This window comes from Geminocystis sp. (genome assembly GCF_041753295.1).
In the GTDB taxonomy this organism is placed as follows: Bacteria; Cyanobacteriota; Cyanobacteriia; order Cyanobacteriales; family Cyanobacteriaceae; genus Geminocystis.
On the sequence record NZ_JBGSUU010000013.1, the window covers coordinates 1 to 24,097 of the forward strand.

The 24,097-nt window shown below is 32.0% G+C and carries 19 protein-coding genes; 12 read left to right on the plus strand and 7 right to left on the minus strand.

Translation table 11 applies throughout. The features are described 5' to 3' along the window. The first annotated feature begins 144 nt into the window (after window positions 1-144). From ACEW8E_RS00790 to ACEW8E_RS00805, 4 genes are all read left to right on the plus strand, one after another. The gene (locus tag ACEW8E_RS00790; protein WP_373478470.1) at window positions 145-1,158 is read left to right on the plus strand and encodes a DUF3352 domain-containing protein; all 1,014 of its coding nucleotides are present in this window, start codon (window positions 145-147) and stop codon (window positions 1,156-1,158) included. A gap of 317 nt (window positions 1,159-1,475) precedes the next feature. Continuing rightward, window positions 1,476-3,500, plus strand: coding sequence for an NAD-dependent DNA ligase LigA (gene ligA / locus ACEW8E_RS00795; protein ID WP_373478437.1), 2,025 nt, complete (start codon window positions 1,476-1,478; stop codon window positions 3,498-3,500). A 367-nt stretch (window positions 3,501-3,867) separates the two neighbouring features. Further along, window positions 3,868-4,728 carry a phycobilisome rod-core linker polypeptide gene (locus ACEW8E_RS00800; protein ID WP_373478438.1) on the plus strand — a complete coding sequence of 287 codons (861 nt, stop codon included), beginning with the start codon at window positions 3,868-3,870 and terminating at the stop codon, window positions 4,726-4,728. Window positions 4,729-5,166: 438 nt separating this feature from the next. After that, the gene (locus ACEW8E_RS00805) at window positions 5,167-5,496 is read left to right on the plus strand and encodes a CpeR family transcriptional regulator (protein ID WP_373478439.1); all 330 of its coding nucleotides are present in this window, start codon (window positions 5,167-5,169) and stop codon (window positions 5,494-5,496) included. A gap of 16 nt (window positions 5,497-5,512) precedes the next feature. Here the strand turns inward: ACEW8E_RS00805 and ACEW8E_RS00810 are convergent, their stop codons facing one another. Then, window positions 5,513-5,737 (minus strand): hypothetical protein, encoded by a 225-nt coding sequence (locus tag ACEW8E_RS00810; protein ID WP_373478440.1) that lies wholly within the window; start codon window positions 5,735-5,737, stop codon window positions 5,513-5,515. A gap of 259 nt (window positions 5,738-5,996) precedes the next feature. Here ACEW8E_RS00810 and gyrB point away from each other — a divergent pair, with 259 nt between their 5' ends. The 3 genes from gyrB (at window position 5,997) to ACEW8E_RS00825 (ending at window position 10,278) form a co-directional block, all read left to right on the plus strand. Further along, window positions 5,997-7,934, plus strand: coding sequence for a DNA topoisomerase (ATP-hydrolyzing) subunit B (gyrB, locus tag ACEW8E_RS00815; RefSeq protein ID WP_373478441.1), 1,938 nt, complete (start codon window positions 5,997-5,999; stop codon window positions 7,932-7,934). Window positions 7,935-8,192: 258 nt separating this feature from the next. Beyond that, window positions 8,193-9,026, plus strand: coding sequence for a carbohydrate ABC transporter permease (locus ACEW8E_RS00820; protein ID WP_373478442.1), 834 nt, complete (start codon window positions 8,193-8,195; stop codon window positions 9,024-9,026). Window positions 9,027-9,150: 124 nt separating this feature from the next. Then, window positions 9,151-10,278: a fatty acid desaturase gene (locus ACEW8E_RS00825; RefSeq protein WP_373478443.1), complete on the plus strand. Its 1,128-nt coding sequence runs from the start codon at window positions 9,151-9,153 to the stop codon at window positions 10,276-10,278. Here the strand turns inward: ACEW8E_RS00825 and ACEW8E_RS00830 are convergent. Beyond that, window positions 10,270-10,599 carry a DUF3082 domain-containing protein gene (locus tag ACEW8E_RS00830; protein ID WP_373478444.1) on the minus strand — a complete coding sequence of 110 codons (330 nt, stop codon included), beginning with the start codon at window positions 10,597-10,599 and terminating at the stop codon, window positions 10,270-10,272. The two genes, ACEW8E_RS00825 and ACEW8E_RS00830, sit on opposite strands and share 9 nt — an antisense overlap. A 131-nt stretch (window positions 10,600-10,730) precedes the next feature. On the opposite strand from ACEW8E_RS00830, the gene ACEW8E_RS00835 reads away from it, so the two are divergent. Then, window positions 10,731-11,090 carry a hypothetical protein gene (locus ACEW8E_RS00835; protein ID WP_373478445.1) on the plus strand — a complete coding sequence of 120 codons (360 nt, stop codon included), beginning with the start codon at window positions 10,731-10,733 and terminating at the stop codon, window positions 11,088-11,090. Window positions 11,091-11,367: 277 nt separating this feature from the next. On the opposite strand, the gene chlP is transcribed toward ACEW8E_RS00835, so the two are convergent. Then, window positions 11,368-12,591, minus strand: a complete 1,224-nt coding sequence (gene chlP / locus ACEW8E_RS00840; protein WP_373478446.1) for a geranylgeranyl reductase — start codon at window positions 12,589-12,591, stop codon at window positions 11,368-11,370. 353 nt (window positions 12,592-12,944) lie between these two features. On the opposite strand from chlP, the gene ACEW8E_RS00845 reads away from it, so the two are divergent. Then, entirely contained in the window at window positions 12,945-14,390 is a 1,446-nt protein-coding gene (locus tag ACEW8E_RS00845) for a GAF domain-containing protein (protein ID WP_373478447.1), read from the plus strand. Here the strand turns inward: ACEW8E_RS00845 and ACEW8E_RS00850 are convergent. Next, a complete protein-coding gene (locus tag ACEW8E_RS00850; protein ID WP_373478448.1) occupies window positions 14,368-15,864 on the minus strand; it encodes an alpha-amylase in 1,497 nt (498 codons plus the stop codon). The two genes, ACEW8E_RS00845 and ACEW8E_RS00850, sit on opposite strands and share 23 nt — an antisense overlap. Window positions 15,865-16,269: 405 nt before the next feature. Here ACEW8E_RS00850 and ACEW8E_RS00855 point away from each other — a divergent pair, with 405 nt between their 5' ends. Together ACEW8E_RS00855 and ACEW8E_RS00860 are read left to right on the plus strand one after the other, a co-directional pair. Continuing rightward, entirely contained in the window at window positions 16,270-17,736 is a 1,467-nt protein-coding gene (locus ACEW8E_RS00855; RefSeq protein WP_373478449.1) for a M16 family metallopeptidase, read from the plus strand. Window positions 17,737-17,828: 92 nt separating this feature from the next. After that, entirely contained in the window at window positions 17,829-18,371 is a 543-nt protein-coding gene (locus ACEW8E_RS00860; RefSeq protein ID WP_373478450.1) for a DUF2854 domain-containing protein, read from the plus strand. A 74-nt stretch (window positions 18,372-18,445) separates the two neighbouring features. Here the strand turns inward: ACEW8E_RS00860 and pstB are convergent, their stop codons facing one another. From pstB to lnt, 3 genes are all read right to left on the minus strand, one after another. After that, a complete protein-coding gene (gene pstB / locus ACEW8E_RS00865; protein ID WP_373478451.1) occupies window positions 18,446-19,255 on the minus strand; it encodes a phosphate ABC transporter ATP-binding protein PstB in 810 nt (269 codons plus the stop codon). A 179-nt stretch (window positions 19,256-19,434) separates the two neighbouring features. After that, entirely contained in the window at window positions 19,435-20,607 is a 1,173-nt protein-coding gene (locus tag ACEW8E_RS00870; RefSeq protein WP_373478471.1) for an ATP-dependent 6-phosphofructokinase, read from the minus strand. Between the two features lie 79 nt (window positions 20,608-20,686). Beyond that, entirely contained in the window at window positions 20,687-22,204 is a 1,518-nt protein-coding gene (gene lnt / locus ACEW8E_RS00875) for an apolipoprotein N-acyltransferase (RefSeq protein WP_373478472.1), read from the minus strand. A 400-nt stretch (window positions 22,205-22,604) separates the two neighbouring features. Between lnt and pap the strand changes: the two genes are divergently transcribed. Then, window positions 22,605-24,089 (plus strand): polyphosphate:AMP phosphotransferase, encoded by a 1,485-nt coding sequence (gene pap, locus ACEW8E_RS00880; protein ID WP_373478452.1) that lies wholly within the window; start codon window positions 22,605-22,607, stop codon window positions 24,087-24,089. Window positions 24,090-24,097: the final 8 nt, after the last annotated feature.

Consider the following 24,097-nt stretch of genomic DNA (forward strand, 5'->3'; position numbering starts at 1 on the left):
AGATGATTTTGCTTTCCTTTTTTAATTCCATTTTTGTGAATATGTTTAGACCCGCACTCTGGACATTGTATCATTTTTTTATTTTTGATAATTTGACCCCTTTATCTAAAAATCATACCTTAATTCAGCAACGCCAAAAAAGTAATTGATACTTATAAAGGAGGAGAATCTTTAGCTAATATATCATCCCAAGATTTTACTGTTAATGATGCCCTTATTCAAGTTTATTTACCTAATTATGGTAAAGAGTTTTTAAATCTATTCAATGAAGTTGAAATTAATCAACAAACCCAAAAAGAATTAGAAAAAATTACATCTATTGCGATGAATTTAAGTGTCGAAAATCATGGAATAAAAATTAGTAGTTTAGTTAATTATTCTCAACCTTTTAATTTTTATAAAAATAGAAAACCAGTCTCGACAAAATTATTAGAAAGAATACCAGATAACGCTATTTGTATGATAAGTGGTGGTGGAATTAATCAATTATGGCAAGAGTTAAATGAAGAAAAACAAAATATTCCTGAGTTGAATGAATTAATTAATCAAGCAAAAATAGCCACTATGGAATCATTAAAATTAGATTTAGATACCGATGTTTTTAGTTGGCTTGATGGAGAATTTGCTTTAGCCTTACTTCCTCCTAATAATAATTCTCTACAAGGTTTATTATTGTTAGAAAGTAGTAATAAAATTCAAGGAGAAAAAACCTTTACTACCCTAGAAAATACCTTTAAATTTTTACCTTTTCTTCAAGTAAAACAAAATAATATAGAAGGTATTAATATCACTCAATGGAATACTTTACAACAAAATCTTGTTACCTATGGATGGTTAGATAATAATAACTTTTTAATGACTTTTTTGGGTGACTTTCAAACTATCAAAAATACTAATTCTTCTAATGCTTTAGTTAATAACGATACCTTTAAACTTACAACGGAATCTTTGCCTAAAAATAATAATGGTTACGTTTATTGTGATATTGAAAAAGCGACAACTTTGACACAAACAGTTAATCCTAATTTATCTAATTCTTTAACTCCTGAAATAAAAGCCTTTTCTGATTCTGTAAAAGCAATTGCCTTAACTAATTCATCACCTAATCCTAATAGTAATCAATCAGAGTTAAATATTTCTTTAAATAAAATAAAATAAAATAAAATAAGTTTATCTATAACAATAATTATATTTTAATGGTGAAAAATAACATCATATAAAAATATTAATTATCGGTAAATATTCTATATTTTAATACTACTTAACCAACAATAATTATCAGAATTTTTGAATAAAAACTTAAGCATTTAGGGATTGTATAGGATTCCTAAATTATTTGTGAGAATTTTAGCTACTTTTCATAGCTGACTACTGACTACTTAATAGACATTCAACGGGAATTAAAATAAATTTAGGGTAAAATAAGGATTAAATTTAGTAAATAATTATTACTTAGTTATTATTTTTTTAACGAAATGTCAAAAATACCAAATAATATTATAGAAAGAGTTACTCATTTAAAATCTAAATTACAAGAAGCTAGTTATGCTTATTATATTTTAGATAATCCTATTATGGAAGATGCTATTTATGATCAACTTTATCGAGAATTACAAAACTTAGAAAATCAATATCCTAGTTTAATTACATCAGATAGTATCACTCAAAGAGTAGGAGATAAACTTGATAAAAAATTTGATTCTGTCAATCATAATATTCCTCTTTATAGTTTAGAAAATGCTTTCAATTTTGAGGAGTTAAAACAATGGGAAAATCGTTGGCAAAGACAAATAGAAAATATCCCAAAATATAATTATATCTGTGAATTAAAAATAGATGGTGCAGCCATTGCATTAACTTATGAAAATGGTATTTTTACCAGAGGTTTAACTAGAGGAGATGGCATCACAGGAGAAGATATAACTAATAATTTACGCACCATTCACTCAATTCCTTTAAAATTAAATATTGATAATCCTCCCTCTATTTTAGAAGTAAGAGGAGAGGCTTTTTTACCTTTAAAAGAATTTAATCGCATTAATCAAGAAAGAGAAAAAAATAAAGAAAGTTTATTCGCTAATCCTCGTAACGCTACATCTGGAACTTTAAGACAACTAAATCCTAATATTGTTAGTCAAAGAAAGTTACAATTTTTTGCTTATAATCTTTATATATCCCCTGAAAATAAAGATATTAATACTCAAGAAAAAGCCTTACTATTTTTACAACAAAGTGGATTTTTAATCAACTCTAATTATCAAACTTGTCAAGATTTAAACCAAGTAAAAAAATATTTAGATTATTGGGAAATAGAAAGAAAAAATTTACCTTATATGACTGATGGGGTAGTGGTAAAAATTAATCAATTTACCTTACAAAATACCTTAGATTTTACTCAAAAATTTCCCCGTTGGGCTATAGCAGTAAAATATCCTGCGGAAGAAGTAACTACCATAGTCAAAAACATTACCGTCAATGTCGGGCGCACAGGGGCTGTAACTCCTATGGCTATCATGAAACCTGTACAGTTAGCTGGGACAATTGTTCAAAGAGCCACTTTACATAATAGTGATCATGTGCAAGAATTAGACATTAGGATAGGGGATACTGTAATTATTCGCAAAGCTGGAGAAATTATCCCCGAAGTTGTGGAAGTAATCAAAGATTTACGCCCTTCTGATACTAAACCTTACCAGATGCCCAGTAATTGCCCTGAATGTAATTCAGAGTTAATACGTTTCGACAATGAAGCTGTTACTCGCTGCGTTAATGTTTCATGTCCCGCCATTTTACGAGGTAGTTTGATTCATTGGGCATCTAAAGAAGCTATGGATATTAAAGGTTTAGGAGAAAAAGTCGTCATTTTATTGATGAAATCTAAACTGATTAAATCTATCGGGGATATATATAAATTAAAAGTGTTTGAAATTGCTGATTTAGAAAGAATGGGAGAGAAATCTGCACAAAAATTAATCACAACTATTGAAAATAGTAAAAAACAACCTTTTCACCGAGTTTTATATGGTTTAGGTATTCGTTATGTTGGAGCAGTTAATGCTCAATTACTAGCAGAAAATTTTACTAATATTGATAACTTAATTAACGCACAAAAAGAAGATTTATTATCGGTTTACGGTATCGGCATTGAAATCGCTTCTTCTGTTGTTGATTGGTTTAAACTACGAGCAAATATGGTATTAATTGAAGAATTAAAAAGTTTAAATATTAACTTAGCTACTAACAATGAAAATAAAAATACTGGTAAATTAACTAATAAAATATTTGTATTAACTGGCACATTACCTACTTTAAAACGTAATGATGCAAAAAAATTAATTGAGTCTGCTGGAGGAAAAGTAAACGCTAGTATTAGTGCGAAAGTTAATTATTTAGTAGCAGGAGATGATGCTGGTTCAAAGTTAGAAAAAGCACAAAAATTAAACATAAAAATTATCACGGAATCAGAATTATTATCTTTCATAGAAAATGCTATGAGTTAATAAATGTTGCTCAAGTATTCTGTTAAAACATAAAGACTTATTAAACAAACTAGAAAAAATCAATTTTAAATAAATTTGTTACAAATCTTGATAATAAATGCACTCTTCTCATTGTATAAATAGATCTGACTAGGGTTAAATATCCCTACATTTAAAATTAACTTTAAATTAACTCATCAATTACTACTAAATAATCGGTTTAAATCCTTATTTAGTAAAGTTTTGAGAAGTTAATAAGTACAAATACTTAAAAGCTAAAAAATCTTTGATTCAACTTTTTTATCTTAGTTAATCATGGTTAATCTTGTTAAGTTTTGTTAAGAAAATTAAAACCAAAAATAACACATTCATAAAAGGAGACTAACAAATGTCTTTACAACAGGGCGCAAATTTAGGTATTAGCCTATTTGAGGATGCTGACATTCTTGAAAGAAAACCCCATGATTCTGATGAGAGAATTTCACAGATTATCAATGCTGTTTATCGTCAAGTACTTGGTAATTCTTATGTAATGAAAAGCGAAAGACTTGTTAATGCTGAATCTCGTTTCAGAAATGGACAGTTAACTGTACGGGATTTTGTCCGTGCGATCGCCAATTCCGACTTATACCGTCAACGCTTTTTTGAGCCTTCTCCTCGTTATCGGTTTACAGAACTTAATTTTAAACACTTATTAGGTCGTACTCCCGAAAATCAAGATGAAATGAGATACCATAGCGATGTCTTAGATACTCTTGGTTATGAAGCCGATATTAACGTTTATGTTGATAGTGACGAATATACCGAAGCCTATGGAGATAATATTGTACCTTACTATCGTGGTTATAAAACCGATAATAACCGTACCATGGTAGAATTTACCCATCTATTTGCCATGCTCCGAGGTGCAGCCAGTAGCGACTCTAATAGCTCTCCAGTAATTCATAAAAGCATCTTAACTCAAACTCCTTTAGCCATCATACCTCCTTCAGGTGGATCGGCTGGTAGTGGTTGGGCATTCCAAGATACTCCTTTAATGGCGGCTACTCGTCAAGGAGTTGGTGCTGGTGATGATGGTAAAATTTATAAAGTCGAAGTTACTGGCTATCGTGCAAAAGTATATAATGCTTTTCCAAAATATCGTCGTCCTAATAAAGTTTATATGATTCCTTATAACCAATTATCTGAACTTTATCAAACCATCCACAAACAAGGTGCTAGTATCGCTAGTATAACCCCTGTTAACTAAAGAAAAAACCTAAAAGGGATAGTTGAGTTATTAGTAAAAAGAAGGATCAACAAATCATAATTTTTATGACTATTCATTGATTTTAAAAATCTTTAAACTAACTCAAAAATACTCACTATCTCTATTAATAAGCTCAGTTAGATTTGTGTTAAAAAAAATTATTATGTAAAAATTTAAACCTTCATTAATAATTATCGATTAGGTTAGATTTTACCTTAAATATTCAATTTAAACAAAAACAAATATAATAACTTCCAGTAGTTTTAAGTTGAATAAACCACCAAAATTAAATTTTTCAATGTAAGATAATTTAACAATTTTTCGGTGTGTTTTACCAATTTTAAAACCACCTAATTTAGATTCTCAAAATAAATAACTCAACATTGATTTTTATTGTCAATTTACAGTAAAACCAAAGAATTATCATCTTTTATCAACATGAGTAATCGTATCTTAACGGTGAAAATTACCCCTATTTTAGCTACCAAAAAATTACAAATTTGGATTAAAAGTCACCATTTAATTTGTCAAGGGCATTTTTTTATTTTAGAAACCGTAGAATATTCTATGATTGAACGTTTTGAAGAATATATCTCTATCTTAGGAGGTAGTTTAATCTGTGTAGAATCACCTAAAAAAGTTTCTATGGGGAATCATCGTCAAGTTATTCTCTACCAAGCCAAAGCTAGTTTACACACTCCTCATCAACTTAAAGAATATTGGCAAAAATACGGCGCTATTCGTACTAAATTTGATCAAAGATATTAACTTTTTTTCTTTACTATCAATCAGCAGATTCTAATATTTCCCATAATGTTTCTATTCTTTGATAGGCTTGTTGTGTCGATAATTTACCATTATTATGTAAACCTGCAATATAACTCACTTGAGAAGTAAACTGCTGTAACTGGCGATTAGGAATTAAACCTTTAAAATAGTCTTTACCGTGATAAGGATGAATGGGATAGAGAAAATTTTGTTTAACGTCTTGAACAATAACATTGCTCATTGCTTTCTAACCTCCATACTATAGTATATTTAGACCTACTTTTATCTTAACCTAATCTTAACCTAACCTTTAAAACTGTCAAGAATAATTAACAAAAGGAATCAAAGACGACTTTTGCGATACCTTATTGCGAATTAAAAATATTCCTTGAGTCATAGTTAAAATCGTGTTAAACTGTTATAGATCATAAATTTTGACAAAAACATCATTCAAGGGCAAAAAATCTTTTAAAATCCCCTGAATCGGAGAAAAACTTTATATGAGTACAGAAAACCAAACCACGAATTACGGTGTAGATCAAATTCAAGTACTAGAGGGGTTAGAACCTGTTAGAAAGCGCCCTGGTATGTATATTGGTACTACTGGACCAAGAGGATTACATCACTTAGTGTATGAAGTTGTTGATAACTCTATTGATGAGGCTTTAGCTGGTTATTGTAGTCATATAGAAATAGAAATTAATGCAGATGGTTCAGTTTCTGTCACCGATGACGGTAGAGGTATCCCTACAGACATTCACCCTACCACGAAAAAGTCAGCGTTAGAAACGGTTATGACGGTACTTCATGCTGGAGGAAAATTCGGCGGTGGCGGTTATAAGGTTTCTGGAGGTTTACACGGGGTTGGTATTTCTGTGGTTAATGCTCTTTCTGAATGGGTGCAAGTTACCGTCAAGCGACAAAATCAAGTTTTTACTCAACGCTATGAAAAAGGCGTACCTGTTACCGAATTAATCGCAAAACCTGATACTGGAGATTTTACAGGAACTTCTATCACTTTTTTACCTGATGAGGAGATTTTTAGCGAAACCACTGAATTTGATTATAATACCCTCTCAGGCAGACTTAGAGAGTTAGCTTATCTTAATGCTGGAGTTAAAATTACTTTTAGCGATCGCCGTGTTACTCCTGAACATATCGAAACCTATTGTTATGAAGGAGGTATCAGAGAATATGTTACCTACATGACAAGGGAAAAAGAAGTTTTACACCAAGATATTATTTATGTGGAAGGGGAGAAAAATGGTGTACAAGTTGAAGTTGCTTTTCAGTGGTGTATTGATTCCTATAGCGACACAATTCTAGGCTTTGCTAACAATATTCGTACTGTTGATGGTGGTACACATTTAGATGGTTTAAAAGCTGTTTTAACTCGCACCTTAAATAATATTGCCCGAAAACGCAATAAAATTAAAGAAAATGAGCCAAATTTAGGGGGCGAAAACGTCAGAGAAGGCTTAACAGCTGTAATCTCTGTGAAAGTACCAGATCCTGAATTTGAAGGGCAAACTAAAACAAAGTTAGGTAACTCTGAAGTAAGAGGCATTGTTGACTCCTTAGTAGGGGAAGTTTTAAACGATTATTTACAATGCAATCCGAATGTAGCGGATAGCGTCATTGACAAAGCCATTCAAGCCTTTAAAGCCGCCGATGCCGCCAGACGTGCCAGAGAATTAGTACGCCGTAAATCCGTATTAGAATCCTCTCCTTTACCTGGTAAATTAGCAGATTGTAGCTCTCGTGATCCTTCTGAATCAGAGATATTTCTTGTAGAAGGGGATAGTGCAGGAGGTAGTGCCAAACAAGGGCGTGATCGACGTTTTCAAGCTATCTTGCCTTTGCGTGGTAAAATTTTGAACATCGAAAAAACCGATGATGCGAAAATCTATAAAAATAACGAAATTCAATCCTTAATTACCGCCTTGGGATTGGGCATTCGAGGAGATGAATTTGATCCTACTCAACTACGTTATCATCATATCGTAATAATGACTGATGCTGATGTCGATGGTGCACACATTCGTACTCTTTTGTTAACATTCTTCTATCGTTATCAAAGAGCATTAGTAGAAGAAGGCTACATTTATATTGCTTGTCCTCCTCTCTATAAATTGGAAAGAGGTAAAAATCATTTCTATCTTTATAGTGAAAGAGAGTTACAACAAAAAATCGCTGAATTTCCTGCCAATGCTAACTACAATATTCAACGATTTAAGGGTTTAGGGGAGATGATGCCCCAACAACTTTGGGATACCACCATGAATCCTGAAACCCGTATGATGAAACGAGTAGAAATTGAAGATGCAGCCCAAGCTGATCATATTTTCACCGTCTTAATGGGTGATCGAGTTGCACCACGTCGAGAATTTATCGAAACACATGGACCGGGTTTAAATCTAACACAGTTAGACGTATAATTGTGGGGTGGGCAATGCCCACCTTTTTTGTAATCATGGCGTTGCTGAATAAAGGTATGATTTTTAGATAAAGCCGTCAAATTATCAAAAATAAAAAAATGATACCATAGAGATTAGCTTCAGAGGTTATAGTGATGGGGATAGAAATTAATTAAACTCCCTCATATTTGGAGGTGAGAGGCGATTTAAAGCTATTAGGGATTGAAATAAGCTACTTTGAGTTTTATACTTACCACATCAGAGTATAAAAAATAAGATATGCACAATAAAAAAACCTTACCTCAAATTATTTTTATTTACTGTTTATTAACTATCATTGCCCTTTTAATGTTATTTCCATTACTATGGTTAGTAAGCACTTCTTTTAAATCTCCCACAGAGGATATTTTTTCTTTTCCTCCTCAATTTATTCCCGAAAAATTTACTTTTGAAAACTTTACTCTCCTCTGGAATAATTATCCTTTTGGGCGTTATTTAATCAATAGCAGTATCACTGCCGTGTTAACAGTTATTTTAAATTTATTATTTTGCTCTCTAGCAGCTTATCCTTTAGCTAGACTAAATTTTAAAGGAAAAGATCTCATTTTTGCCTTAGTAATTGCTACAATTATGATCCCTTTTCAAATAGTAATGATACCCTTATATATTTTCGCCGTACAATTCGGATTAAGAAACAATTATTTCGGGATAATTTTACCTAATTTAGCCTCAGCATTTGGTATCTTTTTATTAAGACAAGCCTTTCAAGGTGTACCCAAAGAATTAGAAGAAGCCTCTCGTATAGATGGTTGTAGCGAGATTGGTATTTGGTGGCATATTATGTTACCAGCAGTAAAACCAGCTATTATTACCCTAGCAATTTTTGTCTTTATTGGTGCATGGAGTGACTTTCTTTGGCCTTTAATTGTGTTAGATCGTCCAGAATATTATACACTACCTTTAGGAGTAGCAGAGTTAGCTAGTTCTTTAGATTTAAATTGGCGTTTTATTGCTGCTGGATCTATTATTTCCGTCGCTCCTGTTTTATTATTATTCTTATTGCTACAACGATACATTATCCCCAGCGATGCTAGTAGTGGGGTTAAAGGATAAATGCACAATGAACAATGAAGAATGTAGAATAAAATAGAAAAGTACTCAGGATATTTTCAAACTCTTGTTTTAAGTAGTCCACAAGAAACAAATTAATTATTGATTTACAACCTTATTTTATTAAATGAAAAATACGATAAAAAAGTCTGATTTTGTTCTAATTCCCTACATGAAAAGTAACGACTTACGGGCTATTTATCAAATCTTAAATACCGTTATTCCTTATATATTTTTGTGGTTTTTAGCCTTTAAAGTTGCACCTATTTCTTATGGATTACTCCCCCCCATAATGATTTTAATAGTACTATTTTCCCTCCGTTGTTTTTCCTTAATGCACGACTGTGGACATTATTCACTATTTACATCAAAAAAGATTAATCGAATTTTCGGTTTTCTCTTAGGAATTATTAATGCAATGCCTCAGTATTCATGGTCAAGAGATCATGCTTACCATCATAAAACAAATGGTGATTGGGAACGCTATCGAGGTGTAGCTGACTTTCTTTCTACCCAAGAATTTGCTAACCTTACCCCACCTAATCAAAGGCTTTATGAAGTATTAAGACACCCCTTAATGGCTATTCCGGGGGGTTTCTTTTACCTTGCGATTAAGCCAAGACTTGCTTTAATTATTGGTATTTATGATTTCATTATGGATGTAATTACCACTCTGAAAAAAGATGCTACTTTAAAATTATCAAAAATTATTTCACATCACCAGTCCAAACATTGGCAAAGTAAAGAAGAATTTTGGGATTTACTTTTAAATAATATTTTTGTAATTAGTATCTGGATTATTCTTAGTTACGTTATGGGTGCTGGATTTTTCCTTACGGTTTATTCTATTACTTTGACTTTTTCCGCCGCAATTTTTATCAACATCTTTTTTGTGCAACATATTTTTGAAGACTCTTACGCCCATAAAACCGAAGGTTGGGATTACATTAAAGGTGCAATAGAAGGAAGTACTTATTTAGAATTACCGACTATTTTAAGATGGTTTACCGCCGACATCGGCTATCACAACATTCATCATCTTTCTGAAAAAATCCCCAATTATCATCTTGAAGCCTGTCATCATCAAAATATTCATCTTCTCTCGAAAGTAAAGACAATCCGTATTAAAGATATGTTAGATTGTTCTAAATTTATTTTGTGGGATTGTGATTCAAGTAAATTGGTTTCTATTGAGTCATTTCGTCAAAGTGTTTTATCAAACCATCAACCAAAAATGGAGAAGTCTTTAGCTTAATTCCCCTTTCATCTTCTCGATAATTAATTTTATTCCTAAAGCCATTAAACCTACCGTCACCATCAAAAAAACAAAAGTTGCCATGGTGGTGACACCCATAATCAATGTTCTTACAGTTGCCGCAATTCTTATAGCCATTGGGTTATTAAACTTGATGGGCATGGTAGAATAAGTCATTACCACAGATTTTGTTAATAAATAAGAGGCGATGGCCAAACCACCCGAAATTGAACCTCCCGTAAAACAACGCAGGGGAGTTATTTTATCTTTATCTTCTTGAGTAACGGTAGCTGATTTTTCTTTAATCTTATTATCACTCATGGTCAAATATTAAAATTACTTTTCTACTTTATTATGACAGGGAAATAACCATTAACAATTCTTAAATTATCGATGTTTAACCTCTTATTTTTGATTACTATGAGAAGAAGAGTTAGTAAAAAGAAAATATTATGTATAATCGCCAACTTATTATTATATTAATAGCCACCATCAGCCTATTTTCAAATTTTTCTCCAGTAAAAGCACAAAATGAGCTACAAGAAGAAATATCAACTACAGGAGACTCTTTACAAGGAATTGATTCGAGAAGTGTTGATGAAAACTTAGAGCAAGATCAAACCCCTAAATTAAATGTCGTTTTAGAAAGAGATAATAAATCTGAAAGTAAATTTAGTACTGGCAATGAATTTATTGACTCTTTAATGAATAACTCTGCCACACAAAAACCATCAACCATTGAAGGATTAAACACTAATAAAGGGGATGTACCAACTACAGGAAGCGGTACAATTCCCCTAGTGAATTTTTAATAGACCTCTTGCAAAATAAAAAGTAAAATCTATTTTAGGATGGAAAACGTTAATTTCTTAACTCATTACTCATTACCTATTACTCATTACTCCACTTCTGCAAGAAGTCTAATGGATAAAGAGTTAAGAAGAGGAGGAGATTTATTAATTATTAATTCAAATTAATTTCCTGTTTCTTTTCTAATTCCTAATTCCTAATTCCTAATTCCTAATTCCTAATTCCTAATTCCTAATTCCTAATTCCTAATTCCTAATTCCTAATTCCTAATTGTTTTTTTTATGGCGCTAAAGCGTTACCTCTTAAAAGACTACCGATGGTTTTAGCGGTAATTTTCATTTGTACTAAAGGATTAGCGGGTACAACTGTTTTATATAAGTAGCTATCAAAAGTGATTTTTTGGACATCAATATCCGCACACATTTCCACAAAGGCTTCTCTAGTAGCATCACTGCGATAGAAAACTCTTTGTAAAATATCTAATACTAGATAAGTTGTACCGTATTGTTTATCCCAACGTTTGAGGTAGGTTTTTAAATCTGCTTCAGTGGGGACTTTTTGTCCATTATTACTGGTTTCGACAATAACTTCTGCGCACATTCTCGCCGATTTAGCTGCAAAATAAATACCTTCTCCTGAAGACTTAGTAACAGTACCAGCCGCATCACCTACTAACGCAACTCTACCAACTACACGACGAGGGCGAGGATGTTCGGGGATGGGATGAGCTTCTACTTTGATGATTTCGCCACCTTCAAGGCGTTTTGCTGCCCGTTGACGTATCCCAGCTTGTAAATCTTTAATGATGGCTTTATTGACTTTCATTGTACCAGTACCCACGGCAACGTGATCGTATTTAGGGAATACCCAAGCATAAAAATCAGGAGATACATCATTACCTACATACATCTCTGCCAAGTCTTCATAGTATGCCATTTTATCTTCAGGCAATTTAATTCTTTCTTGGAAAGCGATGGCATAATTATAATCCCCAGCATCAATAGCTTTAGCAATACGAGAGTTAGCACCATCAGCACCAATCACTAAATCCACTTTTAAAGTTTTCATTTCCCCTTGAGCAGTACCATTAGAATGATCAGCATAGTGAAGGGTATAAGCCTCTTTATCGGTGTTAGGAATGTCTAATTGATAGACTGTACCGTTAATTAAATTAGCACCTAATTTAGCGGCACGTTCACGCAAAAAGCCGTCTAAAACTTCTCGACGACACATACCAATATATTCACCGTCTTTGAGGGTTTGTCCGATATTGACTTCAATATTTGAGGGTGAAATCATTTTCATTTTACGCACCTGACGATCAATAATTTCGGGAGGTAAATCAAATTCATTCACCATACAAAGAGGAATCGCACCCCCGCAAGGTTTAGCGTTATCTAATTTTCTCTCAAAAATATAAGTTTCAATTCCCGCTTTTGCTAAAACTTCTGCTGCAGAAGAACCAGCTGGACCTCCACCTACTACTGCTACACGAATTGTCACCGTTGTTTCTCCTAAAAAATCTTTTAATCTAGTTATTGATTATAAATTGCATCTACACAAAAATTTAAGCTAAAACCGACATTGATTATTATTTTTTTTCGGTTTTGCAACAGTCCTTAACAAAGTTAGTAATATTTCTTTACAATTACAAAGAGTGCATAAAGAAGCAAAGGGCAAGGAGTAAAGGGATTAAACCTGACACCCGAAACCGAAACCGAAACCGAAAAACTCTTTAACAATAAGTACGTTAAGACAACATCATAAAGGAAAGAAATAATCAGGGAAATGAGAAATAGTGATAAGATGATCGTGTTAATTCTTCATTGTTCATTGTTTTTAACCCCATTGATAGGATGACAAAACCTTTATTTTGCATTTGGAATAACCAGTCCGTTGAATTAAAGAAAAACAACCGACAATTAGCAATTCAAAATCTCGATTTAATCACAGACAAAGTCATTCCTATTTTTGATGAAGCGACTCAAACAGTAACTAATTGTTTAGGTATTCCTGTGTGTTGTTTAGGAATATTAATAAAGGAAGAATATCAGATTAAATCTGCTTCTGGTTTATCCAATTTAGGGTTAATGAATGAATTAGCAAAAACAAAAAAAATTCCTGGGGAAAATAGTTTTGCCATTAATATAATTGATAGTGGTAATTATTTAATTATTGAAAATACTTTAATCGATCCTTTTTTTTCTAAAAGTATTCTTAGTCAACATTATGGCGTTGTTTCCTATTTAGGTGTTCCTTTATTTATTTCTAATGGTTTATGTATCGGATGTTTAGAAGTAATTGATACTAAACTTAGGCAATTTTCCATAGCAGAAATTAATTTTCTGATGATTACTGCTCGTTGGTGTATGGCAGAATATGAACGCAATGAATTAATCAGGAAAAATACTGTCAATACTGTTCAAAAAAATAACCAAAATATTATTAAAAATCATCAGGATAATATTTCTCATAATCAAAGAATAAATCCTCAAAAAAATAGTTTATTAGATTCAGAAGAATACATCAGACAATTAAGTTTTCAATTATTAAATAAGTTGGCACAAAAATTATCAATTCCTTTAACTTCTGTCATCGGAATGTCTAGTGTATTAAAGCAAGAAATCTATGGGAAACTTAATCCGAAACAACTCGAATATTTACAAATTATTCATAATAGCGGACAGGAAATGATTACTTTGGTAGATGAAATTACTAAATTATTTCACCTGAAAACTGAAGTTCATCTCAAATTTACTCCCGTTGATTTAGAAGATTTAGGTAAACAAGTTCTTAAAAGTTTAGAAACCGTTGCGAGTAGTAAAGAACATACTTTAAGATTATCTATCGAACCGGGTGAAAAAGTTTGGAATTTAGATCGAGAAAAAGTCAAGAAAACTTTATATTATCTCCTTATTACCATCATTGAAGGTTCAAGGGCAGGAGGTGAAATACAAGTACATATATCTGGGCGATCGTTAAACGGTGCTGCGCGATCGCAAATGTTAAAAATTAACTGTTGGGTTAGTCATCCTTGGTTAGGAGACGGTATTTCTTTTGAGAAAATCAACTCCTATCAAGAAGCCTTAAAATTAAACAAAGAAGTAACTAATGTAGTTAAAGCCTTAGAAACTTCTAGTTTAGATATTGCCGAGCAAAATAATTATGATTATGATTTAATTAGTTTATTATTTAGTGCTTATTTAGCTAATCTGCAAAAAGGTAATATATCTTTACTAGGTTCAGCAGAATCAGTATATCGTTTTGTGGTTTCTATACCTATTTTTGGTGTGAGGAATTAGGTGTTATATCTGCTATCCATACAGAAACAGAACCGCCTTGACAAGAAAAATTACCCCAACCATTGTCATCGGTAATGACAGGTTCTTTGATATGTTCAGTAATGTCAATATATTTACAGTTGGCTTGTCCAATTTCCATAAATTTAGTACCTTCTTCACTATTACTTAAAATAACAGCCATACCCTCTGGATGTTCTTCATCCCCTAACCTTGTCCAACCAATAGTATTTGGATGATCAAAATAATCATATTGATGGCCATAGCCGTAAGTTTGACGTACAAACAAAAATTTATCCAGTAACCATTGATGACTATCTAACCAAATTTCATATTCTTCACCATTATCCCCTACATCTTTATAATTAGCACCGTAATAATCGGCATAAAAAATGCAAGGATAACCGTCAGTTCTCAATAAAATTAAAGCATAAGCTAGAGGTTTAAACCAACTTTCAACGATAGATTCTAAGGCTTGTAATGGCTGAGAGTCATGATTATCAACTAAAGTAACGGCTAAACTAGGTTGCTCTTTTACTAAAGTATTATCGAATATTTGTCGCAAATCATAGTTATTACCTTGTTTACTAGCAACGGAGAAATTATAGTGTAAAGGAGCATCAAATAAAGCTACATGACCTCCTGTAGCTTCAATAAAATAATGTAAAGCATCAACTTCATAAGACCAATATTCTCCCACAGCAAATAGATCTCGCCCTGCATGATAACGAGCGTGTTTTAACCATTCAGCAAAAAAACCAGCTCGAACGTGTTTCACTGCGTCAAAGCGAAAACCATCAACTCCTGTGGTGTCTAAATACCACTGAGCCCAATATTTTAATTCTTGTTGTACTTCAGAGTTTCTTAAATCAAGGTCACAACCCATGAGATAATCAAAATTGCCCTTTTCTGAATCTACAGCAGGATCAAAAGATTTACCTTCAAATAAATAAATCGCATTTTCATTTTCATCATAAGCATTATAATCCACCGCATCGAAATGCCACCAATGCCACTCCAAACTAGAATATTGCCCTTTACGTTGGGGAAAAGTAAAATGTGTCCATGCTTTAATCTTTTTTTGTTCTCCCATCGCTTGAAGGCGATCGTCAGGATTAAAAGGAGTTGCACTAAATTCTTCTGCTTCATCTCCTCCTAATTTATGGTTAAAAACTACATCCGCATAAACTTCAATGCCCACAGATTGAGCTTTTTTAATGGCTTTGATATATTCTTCTTTCGTACCGTATTTAGTTCTAATTGAACCTTTTTGGTCAAATTCTCCCAAATCAAAAAGATCATAAACACCGTAACCAACATCTAATCCGCCTACGCTACCTTTATAAGCAGGAGGTAGCCAAAGAGCAGTAATACCAACATTTGCTAAATCTTGAGCCTTGTCTTCTAGTTCTTTCCATAAAGTTCCATCCGCAGAATTATACCAGTGAAAAAACTGCATCATTACGCCATTTGTCATACAAGTTACTCCAATAATAGCTAAATTATAGCAATTTTTAGCAAATCCTTAAAAAATCAGGAGTAATCTTAGAAAATCCTTACATTTCAATCCTTAATAAGTATTACTCAGATGTTGCACCTCGTTAAAAATTAACTGGTGAAGTTAGGGCAAAGGGCAAGGGGCAAAAGGATTAAAATTGACTCAAACTATACTAAAATTGATTTTTTGACTTTTGCTTATTAAGTATTTTTGATCTGATGCAAGATCTCAGTATTAATAACTCACTTTTCCCACGTCATTTTGTATTGTAATATCTCATGGGATACTTAACTTAACCAACTGTTAAAATCTGAGTGTAACATAAATCTCAAATAGGACTGTTATATAATTATTAAGGTTAATTACTGAAAATTAATTTTTAAAATGAAGACAAAATTTAATAAAATCTGGCAATGGTTAGGTTTTACTTTTCTGACTATCGCTTTCATTATCACAACTCATAATGTCGCTTTTGCGGATGTTTCTCCCAGTTATCAAGATTTAAAATATTCTCCATTACCTGAAATTCAATTACCTGAATATAACCGTTATGAACTTAGTAATGGTATGGTAGTTTATTTAGTGCAAGATAATCGATTACCTTTAATTAGTGGCACTGCAATAATACGAACAGGATCACGATTTGAACCTTTTTCTCAAGTAGGTTTAGGAGATTTGACAGGAGATTTAATCCGTCTTGGAGGTACTAAAAATCACACTCCCGAACAATTAAATTATATTTTAGAACAAAAAGCTGCCGCCATCGAAACTTCTATTGATAAGACTTCAGGTAGTGCTAGTTTTTCCTCTCTTAGTTATGATTTAGATACGGTTTTTCCTCTGTTTGCCGAAGTTTTACAAAATCCTGTTTTCGAGGAGCAACAATTTAATTTACAACAAAGTAAATATAAAGCTGCCATCGCCAGAAGAAATGATAATCCTTCCCAAATAGCCAGTCGAGAATTTGCTAAACTAATTTATGGTGAAAATAGTCCTTATAGTAGTAACGTTGAGTATAAAACTTTAGATAATATTAGCCGTGAAGACGTAGTTAAATTTTATAATAATTATGTACGTCCTGAAAATATTATTTTAGGTATTGTGGGAGATTTTGAAACGGCAAAAATGAAATCATTTATTGAAAAAACTTTTGGAGATTGGCAAGTAAAAACACCATCGCCTAAGTTAGAAATTGCTACACCTTCACAAGACAAAAATAACGGAATTTTCATCGTCAATCAACCACAATTAACCCAAAGTAACATTTTATTAGGACATTTAGGCGGAAAATTAGATGATCCCAATTATGGCACATTGAGTGTTATTAACGGCATTTTAAACGGCTTTGGAGGAAGATTATATAATGAAATTCGCTCAACTCAAGGATTAGCTTATTCAGTGTATGGTGTCTGGAAAGGAAATTATGATTATGAAGGTATGTTTGTAGCTGGAGGACAGACTAAAAGTGAAACTACCTCGCAGTTTATTCGATCAATGATAACTGAAATTGAGAATTTACGAACTCAACCCGTGACTCAAAAAGAATTAGATTATGCGAAAGACTCTATTTTAAATTCTTTTGTCTTTCAATTTCAAAATCCTTCTCAAATTCTCTCTCGTTTGATGATTTATGAATATTATAATTATCCCCGTAATTTTATTTTTGACTATCAAAAAGCGGTTAAAAATACTACGGTAGAAGATGTTTTAAGAGTGGCAAAACAATATTTACAGCCTGAAAAGATAGTAACTTTAGTAGTAGGAAATGAAGAAGCTATCAAACAAGATTTAGAGAGTCTTCAACAAAAAATTTTTTCTGTGGATATTACTATTCCTGAATCTTCTAGTTAACAACATCGAAAAATAGCAATTATCAACTCCTTTAACGCTATACAATATTAAAATTAATTAATTCTATTCATTCTCAAATTTAACAAAAAATTATGTGGCGCAAAATTCCATTAGCATTAGTTGGTTTAACCATCGGTTCAATTTTAACAGTCATCGGATTTATTGCCTATGGTATTGGTAATTCTACCTTAAACTTAGCTGGTTTTTTCTATGGCATACCTTTATTATTAGGTGGATTAGCTTTAAAAGCAGCAGAATTAAAACCAATTCCTTTTGCACAAGAAACAACTCCCGAAGTGGTGGTTTTAAGAAAAGAAAAAGCTACGGATACTCAAAATCAATTGCGCAATGATGTAACTCGTTATCGCTATGGACAAGAAGCACATTTAGATGAAGCCTTACAACGCCTAGGATTAAGTCCAGCAGATGACCAAAGACCAATTTTAACTAAAATAAAAGAAGATAATATTAACGGTAATTATGCCTTAATTTTATTTTTTGATTCTCCCTTAATTAGTTTTGACATTTGGCAGGAAAAACAGGAAAAAATTACTAAGTTTTTTGGGCCAAATATCACCGCAGAAGTTACTAAAAATAATGATAGTGAAATTCAATTATCTTTAATTACTGTTTAAAAATTAAGATATTTAGGTAATAAGAAAAAAAAATATTCCCAGATTATTACCTAACTTTAAAATATAACTATTAATTAGCCAAAACGTCCGCTAACATATTGTTGAGTTGCTTCTTCCACAGGATTTTGAAATATATTTTCTGTGCGATCATATTCTACCAAATAACCTAGTTTACCGCTTCCTCCTTCGACACTTTTAGCATTAAAAAAAGCTGTATAATCAGATACTCGTGAGGCTTGTTGCATATTATGAGTCACAATAATGATAGTATAGTTACGTTTTAATTCATGGATAGATTCTTCTACTTTTAGAGTGGAAATGGGATCTAGCGCTGAACAAGGTTCATCCATTAAAATAACATCAGGTTGAATGGCAATAGTTCTAGCAATACATAAACGTTGTTGTTGTCCTCCCGATAATGCTAAACCACTTTGACGCAATTTATCTTTAACTTCATCCCACAAAGCAGATTTTCTCAAAGATGATTCTACTAAATCGTCCATATTACCTTTATAACCGTTAATTCTTGCACCCCAAGCAATATTTTCATAGATTGATTTAGGAAAAGGATTTGGTTTTTGAAACACCATACCAATATTAGTTCTTAGTTTAACAGGATCTACTTTCTCGCTATAAATATTTTTTCCTTGAAAAGTAATTCTACCTGAAATTTTTGCACTAGCAACTAAATCATTCATACGATTAAAACATCGCAAAATCGTACTTTTTCCGCATCCAGAAGGGCCAATAAAAGCAACGGCGTTATTTTTTGGTATATCAAGATTAACTCCAGCTACAGCTTTATGTGAACCATAATAAACGTCAACATTTTCTGCTTTTAATACGGCGTTGTCGCTCAATTCTTGAGAAGATAAAGAACTCATAATAGTGATTTATTAGTCAATTTTAATTAATAGTTAAGATATGTTTTTTCCATTAATGAATTAGAAATAAATTTTGATTACTAATCATTAATATAATTTATATAAAAATACTATTTTCAGTATAGTTGCTATTAAACCACTATTAAGTTAAGGAAAGATTAACAAATAATTATCAATGATTAATCATGATTTGATTCTCCTAAATATATTCCTAAAGATGAAGCTGTCCTAACCATGAAACCTTCAGGATCTACAGGAGAAGGACAACTATTCTCTTGATGACACCATTTAATCATGGGCATAATTTGTTCAAGGGATTTACTTTCAACACAACCATTTTGCCAAATTACGAGACGATTATATCTTTCTTCTTCAATGAGATGTAAGGCTTTAATACCGAAAACTGTAGCTAAAATGCGATCAAAAGAACTAGGAACGCCACATCGTTGTAAATGTCCTAAAACTGTCGCACGAGTATCTATTTCGTCTAAACCTTGATACTCATTACTTCCATTACTACAAAGATGATGACTATATTCTCTGATTAAATTCGCTAAAGTTTCTGCAATATAAGTATCTTTTTGATTATTTAATCCGTGTACTCCTTCTGCTATGACTATTAAAGCAAATTTTCGGCGATCGCAACGTAATTTAGCGATATACTTACACATTCCTTCGATGGTTTTGGGTGTCAATTGAGGACATAATTCGGGGATAAGAATACAATCTGCACCTCCTGCGATACCAGAATGTAAGGCTAAGTGTCCAGCATCTCTGCCCATAACTTGGACAACCATAATACGTTCATGACTAGCTGCGGTGAAAGTTAAATCATATAAGGCTTGAGTAACGGTATTACGAGCCGTATCAAAGCCTACAGAACGTTCAGTAAATGCTACATCATTATCAATGGTTTTGGGAATAACCACTAAATTCCAACCGCCTTTTTTGGCTAAATCATAAATAATATCTAAACTACCATCACCACCAATAGCAATTAAAGCATCCAATTCTAAACGCTTATAACCTTCAATAATATCTAAAGTTACATCTTCCTCAGCAGGATTTCCCCTACTAAGAGAACCTAACACACTACCACTCATAAATTGTAGTATATCTAAACCTTGTAAAACCCCCGGCACATCATAACCATGAGGTTGTAATTTAAGAGATTCAGGTTCAACTTTACCTTGAGCAACATCTATAAAACCATCAGTACCACGAGGAATACCAAAAATGTCCCAATCTTTTAGATGTGCATATTTTACTACGGCTCTAATAATAGCGTTTAATCCGGGGCAATCTCCTCCGCTAGTTAAAATACCAATTTTTTTCTTCGTGTTCATAGGTATCATCCATTAAGTTTAAAATAATAATATGTTAATCTCAAAAGGCAAAAACGAATAATTTTCCCTGAAGTTAAATCTTAAATTACTGATTATTTCTATCTCCTCTAAAATAATTAAAGAAAAAATAACTCATCATCAAAAAAGTTAATAATATAATTAACCAATCTCCTTTAGCAACATAAAGAGTTTTTGTGTTTCGTTTATAAATTTTACCCACATGGGTTTGATATTGATGAAGTTGGGAAATCCATTTAGTATTACCATGAGGATCAATTATAGCTGAGTAACCTGTATTTGTGGCTTTTGCCATATATCTATCGGTTTCTATGGCGCGCATAACGTCTTGTGCATGGTGTTGAAAAGGCATGGCATCGCTATAATGAGCATTATTAGAAGCTGTAATAATAAATTCCCCTCCTTTTGAGGCTTGAAAACGAAAATTCTCTGCAAAGGCGGAATCATAACAAATACCAACAATTACTTTCCCTAACGGAGTATTTAAAATTTGATTTTTTTCCCCCGCAATTAAATGTGCATCTAAAGGAGAAAGTCGATCAATAATATTACCTAAAATGTTGCTAAAAGGGATATATTCTCCTAAGGGTACTAACTTAGTTTTATCATATTTAGTAATAACAATACCTTCTTTATCAATGAAGAATAAACTATTAGTATAATTATTTTTTATTTGATCAAATGCCCCTAACCATAAAGGAATTTTTTGTTTAATAATTGCTTGATAAAAACTACTATTATTTTTTATATCATCATAAAATAAAGGTAACGCAGTTTCAGGTGTTAAAATAACGTCAACTTTTTGTTTAGCTAAGTCATTATATCCTTTTGTATAGTTAATAATTGCTGTTTTTAAACCTGTATCATAAAGTTTAATTTCGTTGGGGATATTACCTTGAATAATACCTATGTTAATAACTTCTAAAGGATTATTACTAATTTTTATTTGATAATTTATATAACCTATACCGTGAGTTATGGTTAAAATGATGATGGCATTAGCAATTAAATTATATTTATCTTTATAAAAGTGTTGTTTATTATTAATAATTAAAATAATATTTTCAGCAAATAAGCCATTAATTAAAAGAATTAAAGCCGTAATAGTTGTTGTACCAGATATTTTTAATAGTTGTAAAATTGCTAAATTATAAGGGCTTTGAGTTAAAGATAAAGATGTCCACCATAAAGGGCTAAAACTCCAGATTTTTTCTAATAAACACCAAATTGTTATTCCTAAAAAGATTTTAATAAAAATAGGAGAAATAAATTTTAATTTTAATAAATTATGAGTAATAATATAGTTTAAAATATAACTCCAAATAGTAACTAAAATTGCTCCCCAAAAAGTAATAAATAACCAACAAAAAATTGCAATAATTAAACTATTTAACCATGATACTCCCATCCACGTCATGGGATGAATTCCTGTAATCCAAAACAAAGCAAAACCATGATAACCACAACCCCACAAAAAACCAGTTAATGTTGCCGTTAAAGTTGATTGTGATAAAGCTATCCATAAAGGAATTAAGGCTATCCATGCTAAAAACCATAGATTACTTGGTGCAACGGTTAAACCCATTAATAAACCACCTATTAACCCAAAAAATAAATATCTTATTGCTAATTTTTGAGAAACTTTAAACCATATTAAAGATAATTTTTGCACACAAATTAAAAGATTAAGAGATAATTAAATAAAATTAGTTTCAGTTATATACCAATGGTAAAAACAAATCAATTATGTCAAAAACATCGCAGATGATTAGACCTCTTGCAAAATAAAAAGTAAAATCTATTTTAGGATGGAAAACGTTAATTTCTTAACTCATTACTTATTACTTATTACTTATTACTTATTACTCCACTTCTGCAAGAAGTCTATTACTTTTTGCCTTTTTGATTACGTTTTTTATCATAACGATATAAGACTGCTATATTAATTATATATTGACTTTATAGCCATTACCGATAGATTAATTATGTTAGATAATCTCGATTTAACCATCTCTTTAGATAAAGAAACTTATCGCACAAAAATAGAAGACTTGATGCGAGAATTACGCTCACTACAAAATATTTGCTGGTTAGAGAAACTACCCATTGTCGTAGTATTAGAAGGATGGGCAGCCGCAGGAAAAGGGGGATTAGTTAAACAAATGACTAATTATATGGATCCTAGGGGTTTTGTGGTACATCCGATCTTAGCTCCTTCGGAGGAAGAAAAAAAATATCCTTTTCTATGGCGTTTTTGGCAAAAGTTACCACCAAAAGGCAGTATCGGCATTTTTTATCATAGTTGGTACACTCATTTATTAGAAGATAGATTATTTGGAAGACTAGAGAATACTAAAGTACCAACAATCATGCGAGATATTAACGCTTTTGAAAGTCAGTTAATTGAGGATGGCGCTGTAGTGGCAAAATTTTGGCTTCATTTAAGTAAAAAAGAATTACAAAATCGTCTCAAAGATTATGAAAAAGATGAATTTGAGTCTTGGAGAGTCAGAAAAGAAGATTGGCAACAAGCAAAAAACTATACACAGTATAAAACTTTAGCCGAAGAAATGCTTATTTATACCAGTAGTGGTTTTGCCCCATGGGTATTAGTGGAAGCAGATTGTCAAAGATGGGCAAAATTTAAGGTTTTAACCCAATTAGTTTCAACTATCAGAGAAGCCTTAGCTAAACGAGAAATTATCACTCAAACTCCTTCTTTACCGCCTCAAATCTCTTTATCCCCTACCGAAGCTGATTATCTCTCTCAAGTTGATTTAACCCTAAATTTACCCAAAGAAGAATATAAAGTTAAACTTAAACAATCTCAATTACAGTTAAGAAAGTTACAAAAAGACATTTTTGAAAAAAATATTGGTATTTTAATTTTATTTGAAGGTTGGGATGCCGCAGGAAAAGGTGGCGCTATTAAAAGAATTACTGATATTTTAGATCCTCGTAGCTATGAAGTCCATGCTTTTGCCGCCCCAACTAAAGAAGAGCATTTGTATCATTATTTATGGCGTTTTTGGCGACGGTTAACTCCTACAGGAAAAATAGGTATTTTTGATCGCTCTTGGTATGGTAGAGTTTTAGTGGAAAGAATTGAAAATTTTGCCACAGAAACCGAATGGAGACGTGCATATCGAGAAATTAATGAATTTGAAGCTCAATTAGCTAGTTCTAATTATATCATTCTTAAATATTGGTTACATATCAGTCCTGAAGAACAACTGAAACGTTTTGAACTACGAAAGTTAGATCCCTATAAAAGTTATAAATTAACCGATGAAGATTATCGTAATCGAGAAAAATGGAATTTATATGATGTAGCAATTAATCAAACCATAGCACGAACCAGCACTCCCCAAGCACCATGGACAATTGTACCGGGTAATGATAAATATTATGCAAGGCTAAATGTTTTAGAAACTCTCATTAATGCCATAAAATATAAACTAGGTAACTAATCATTCTC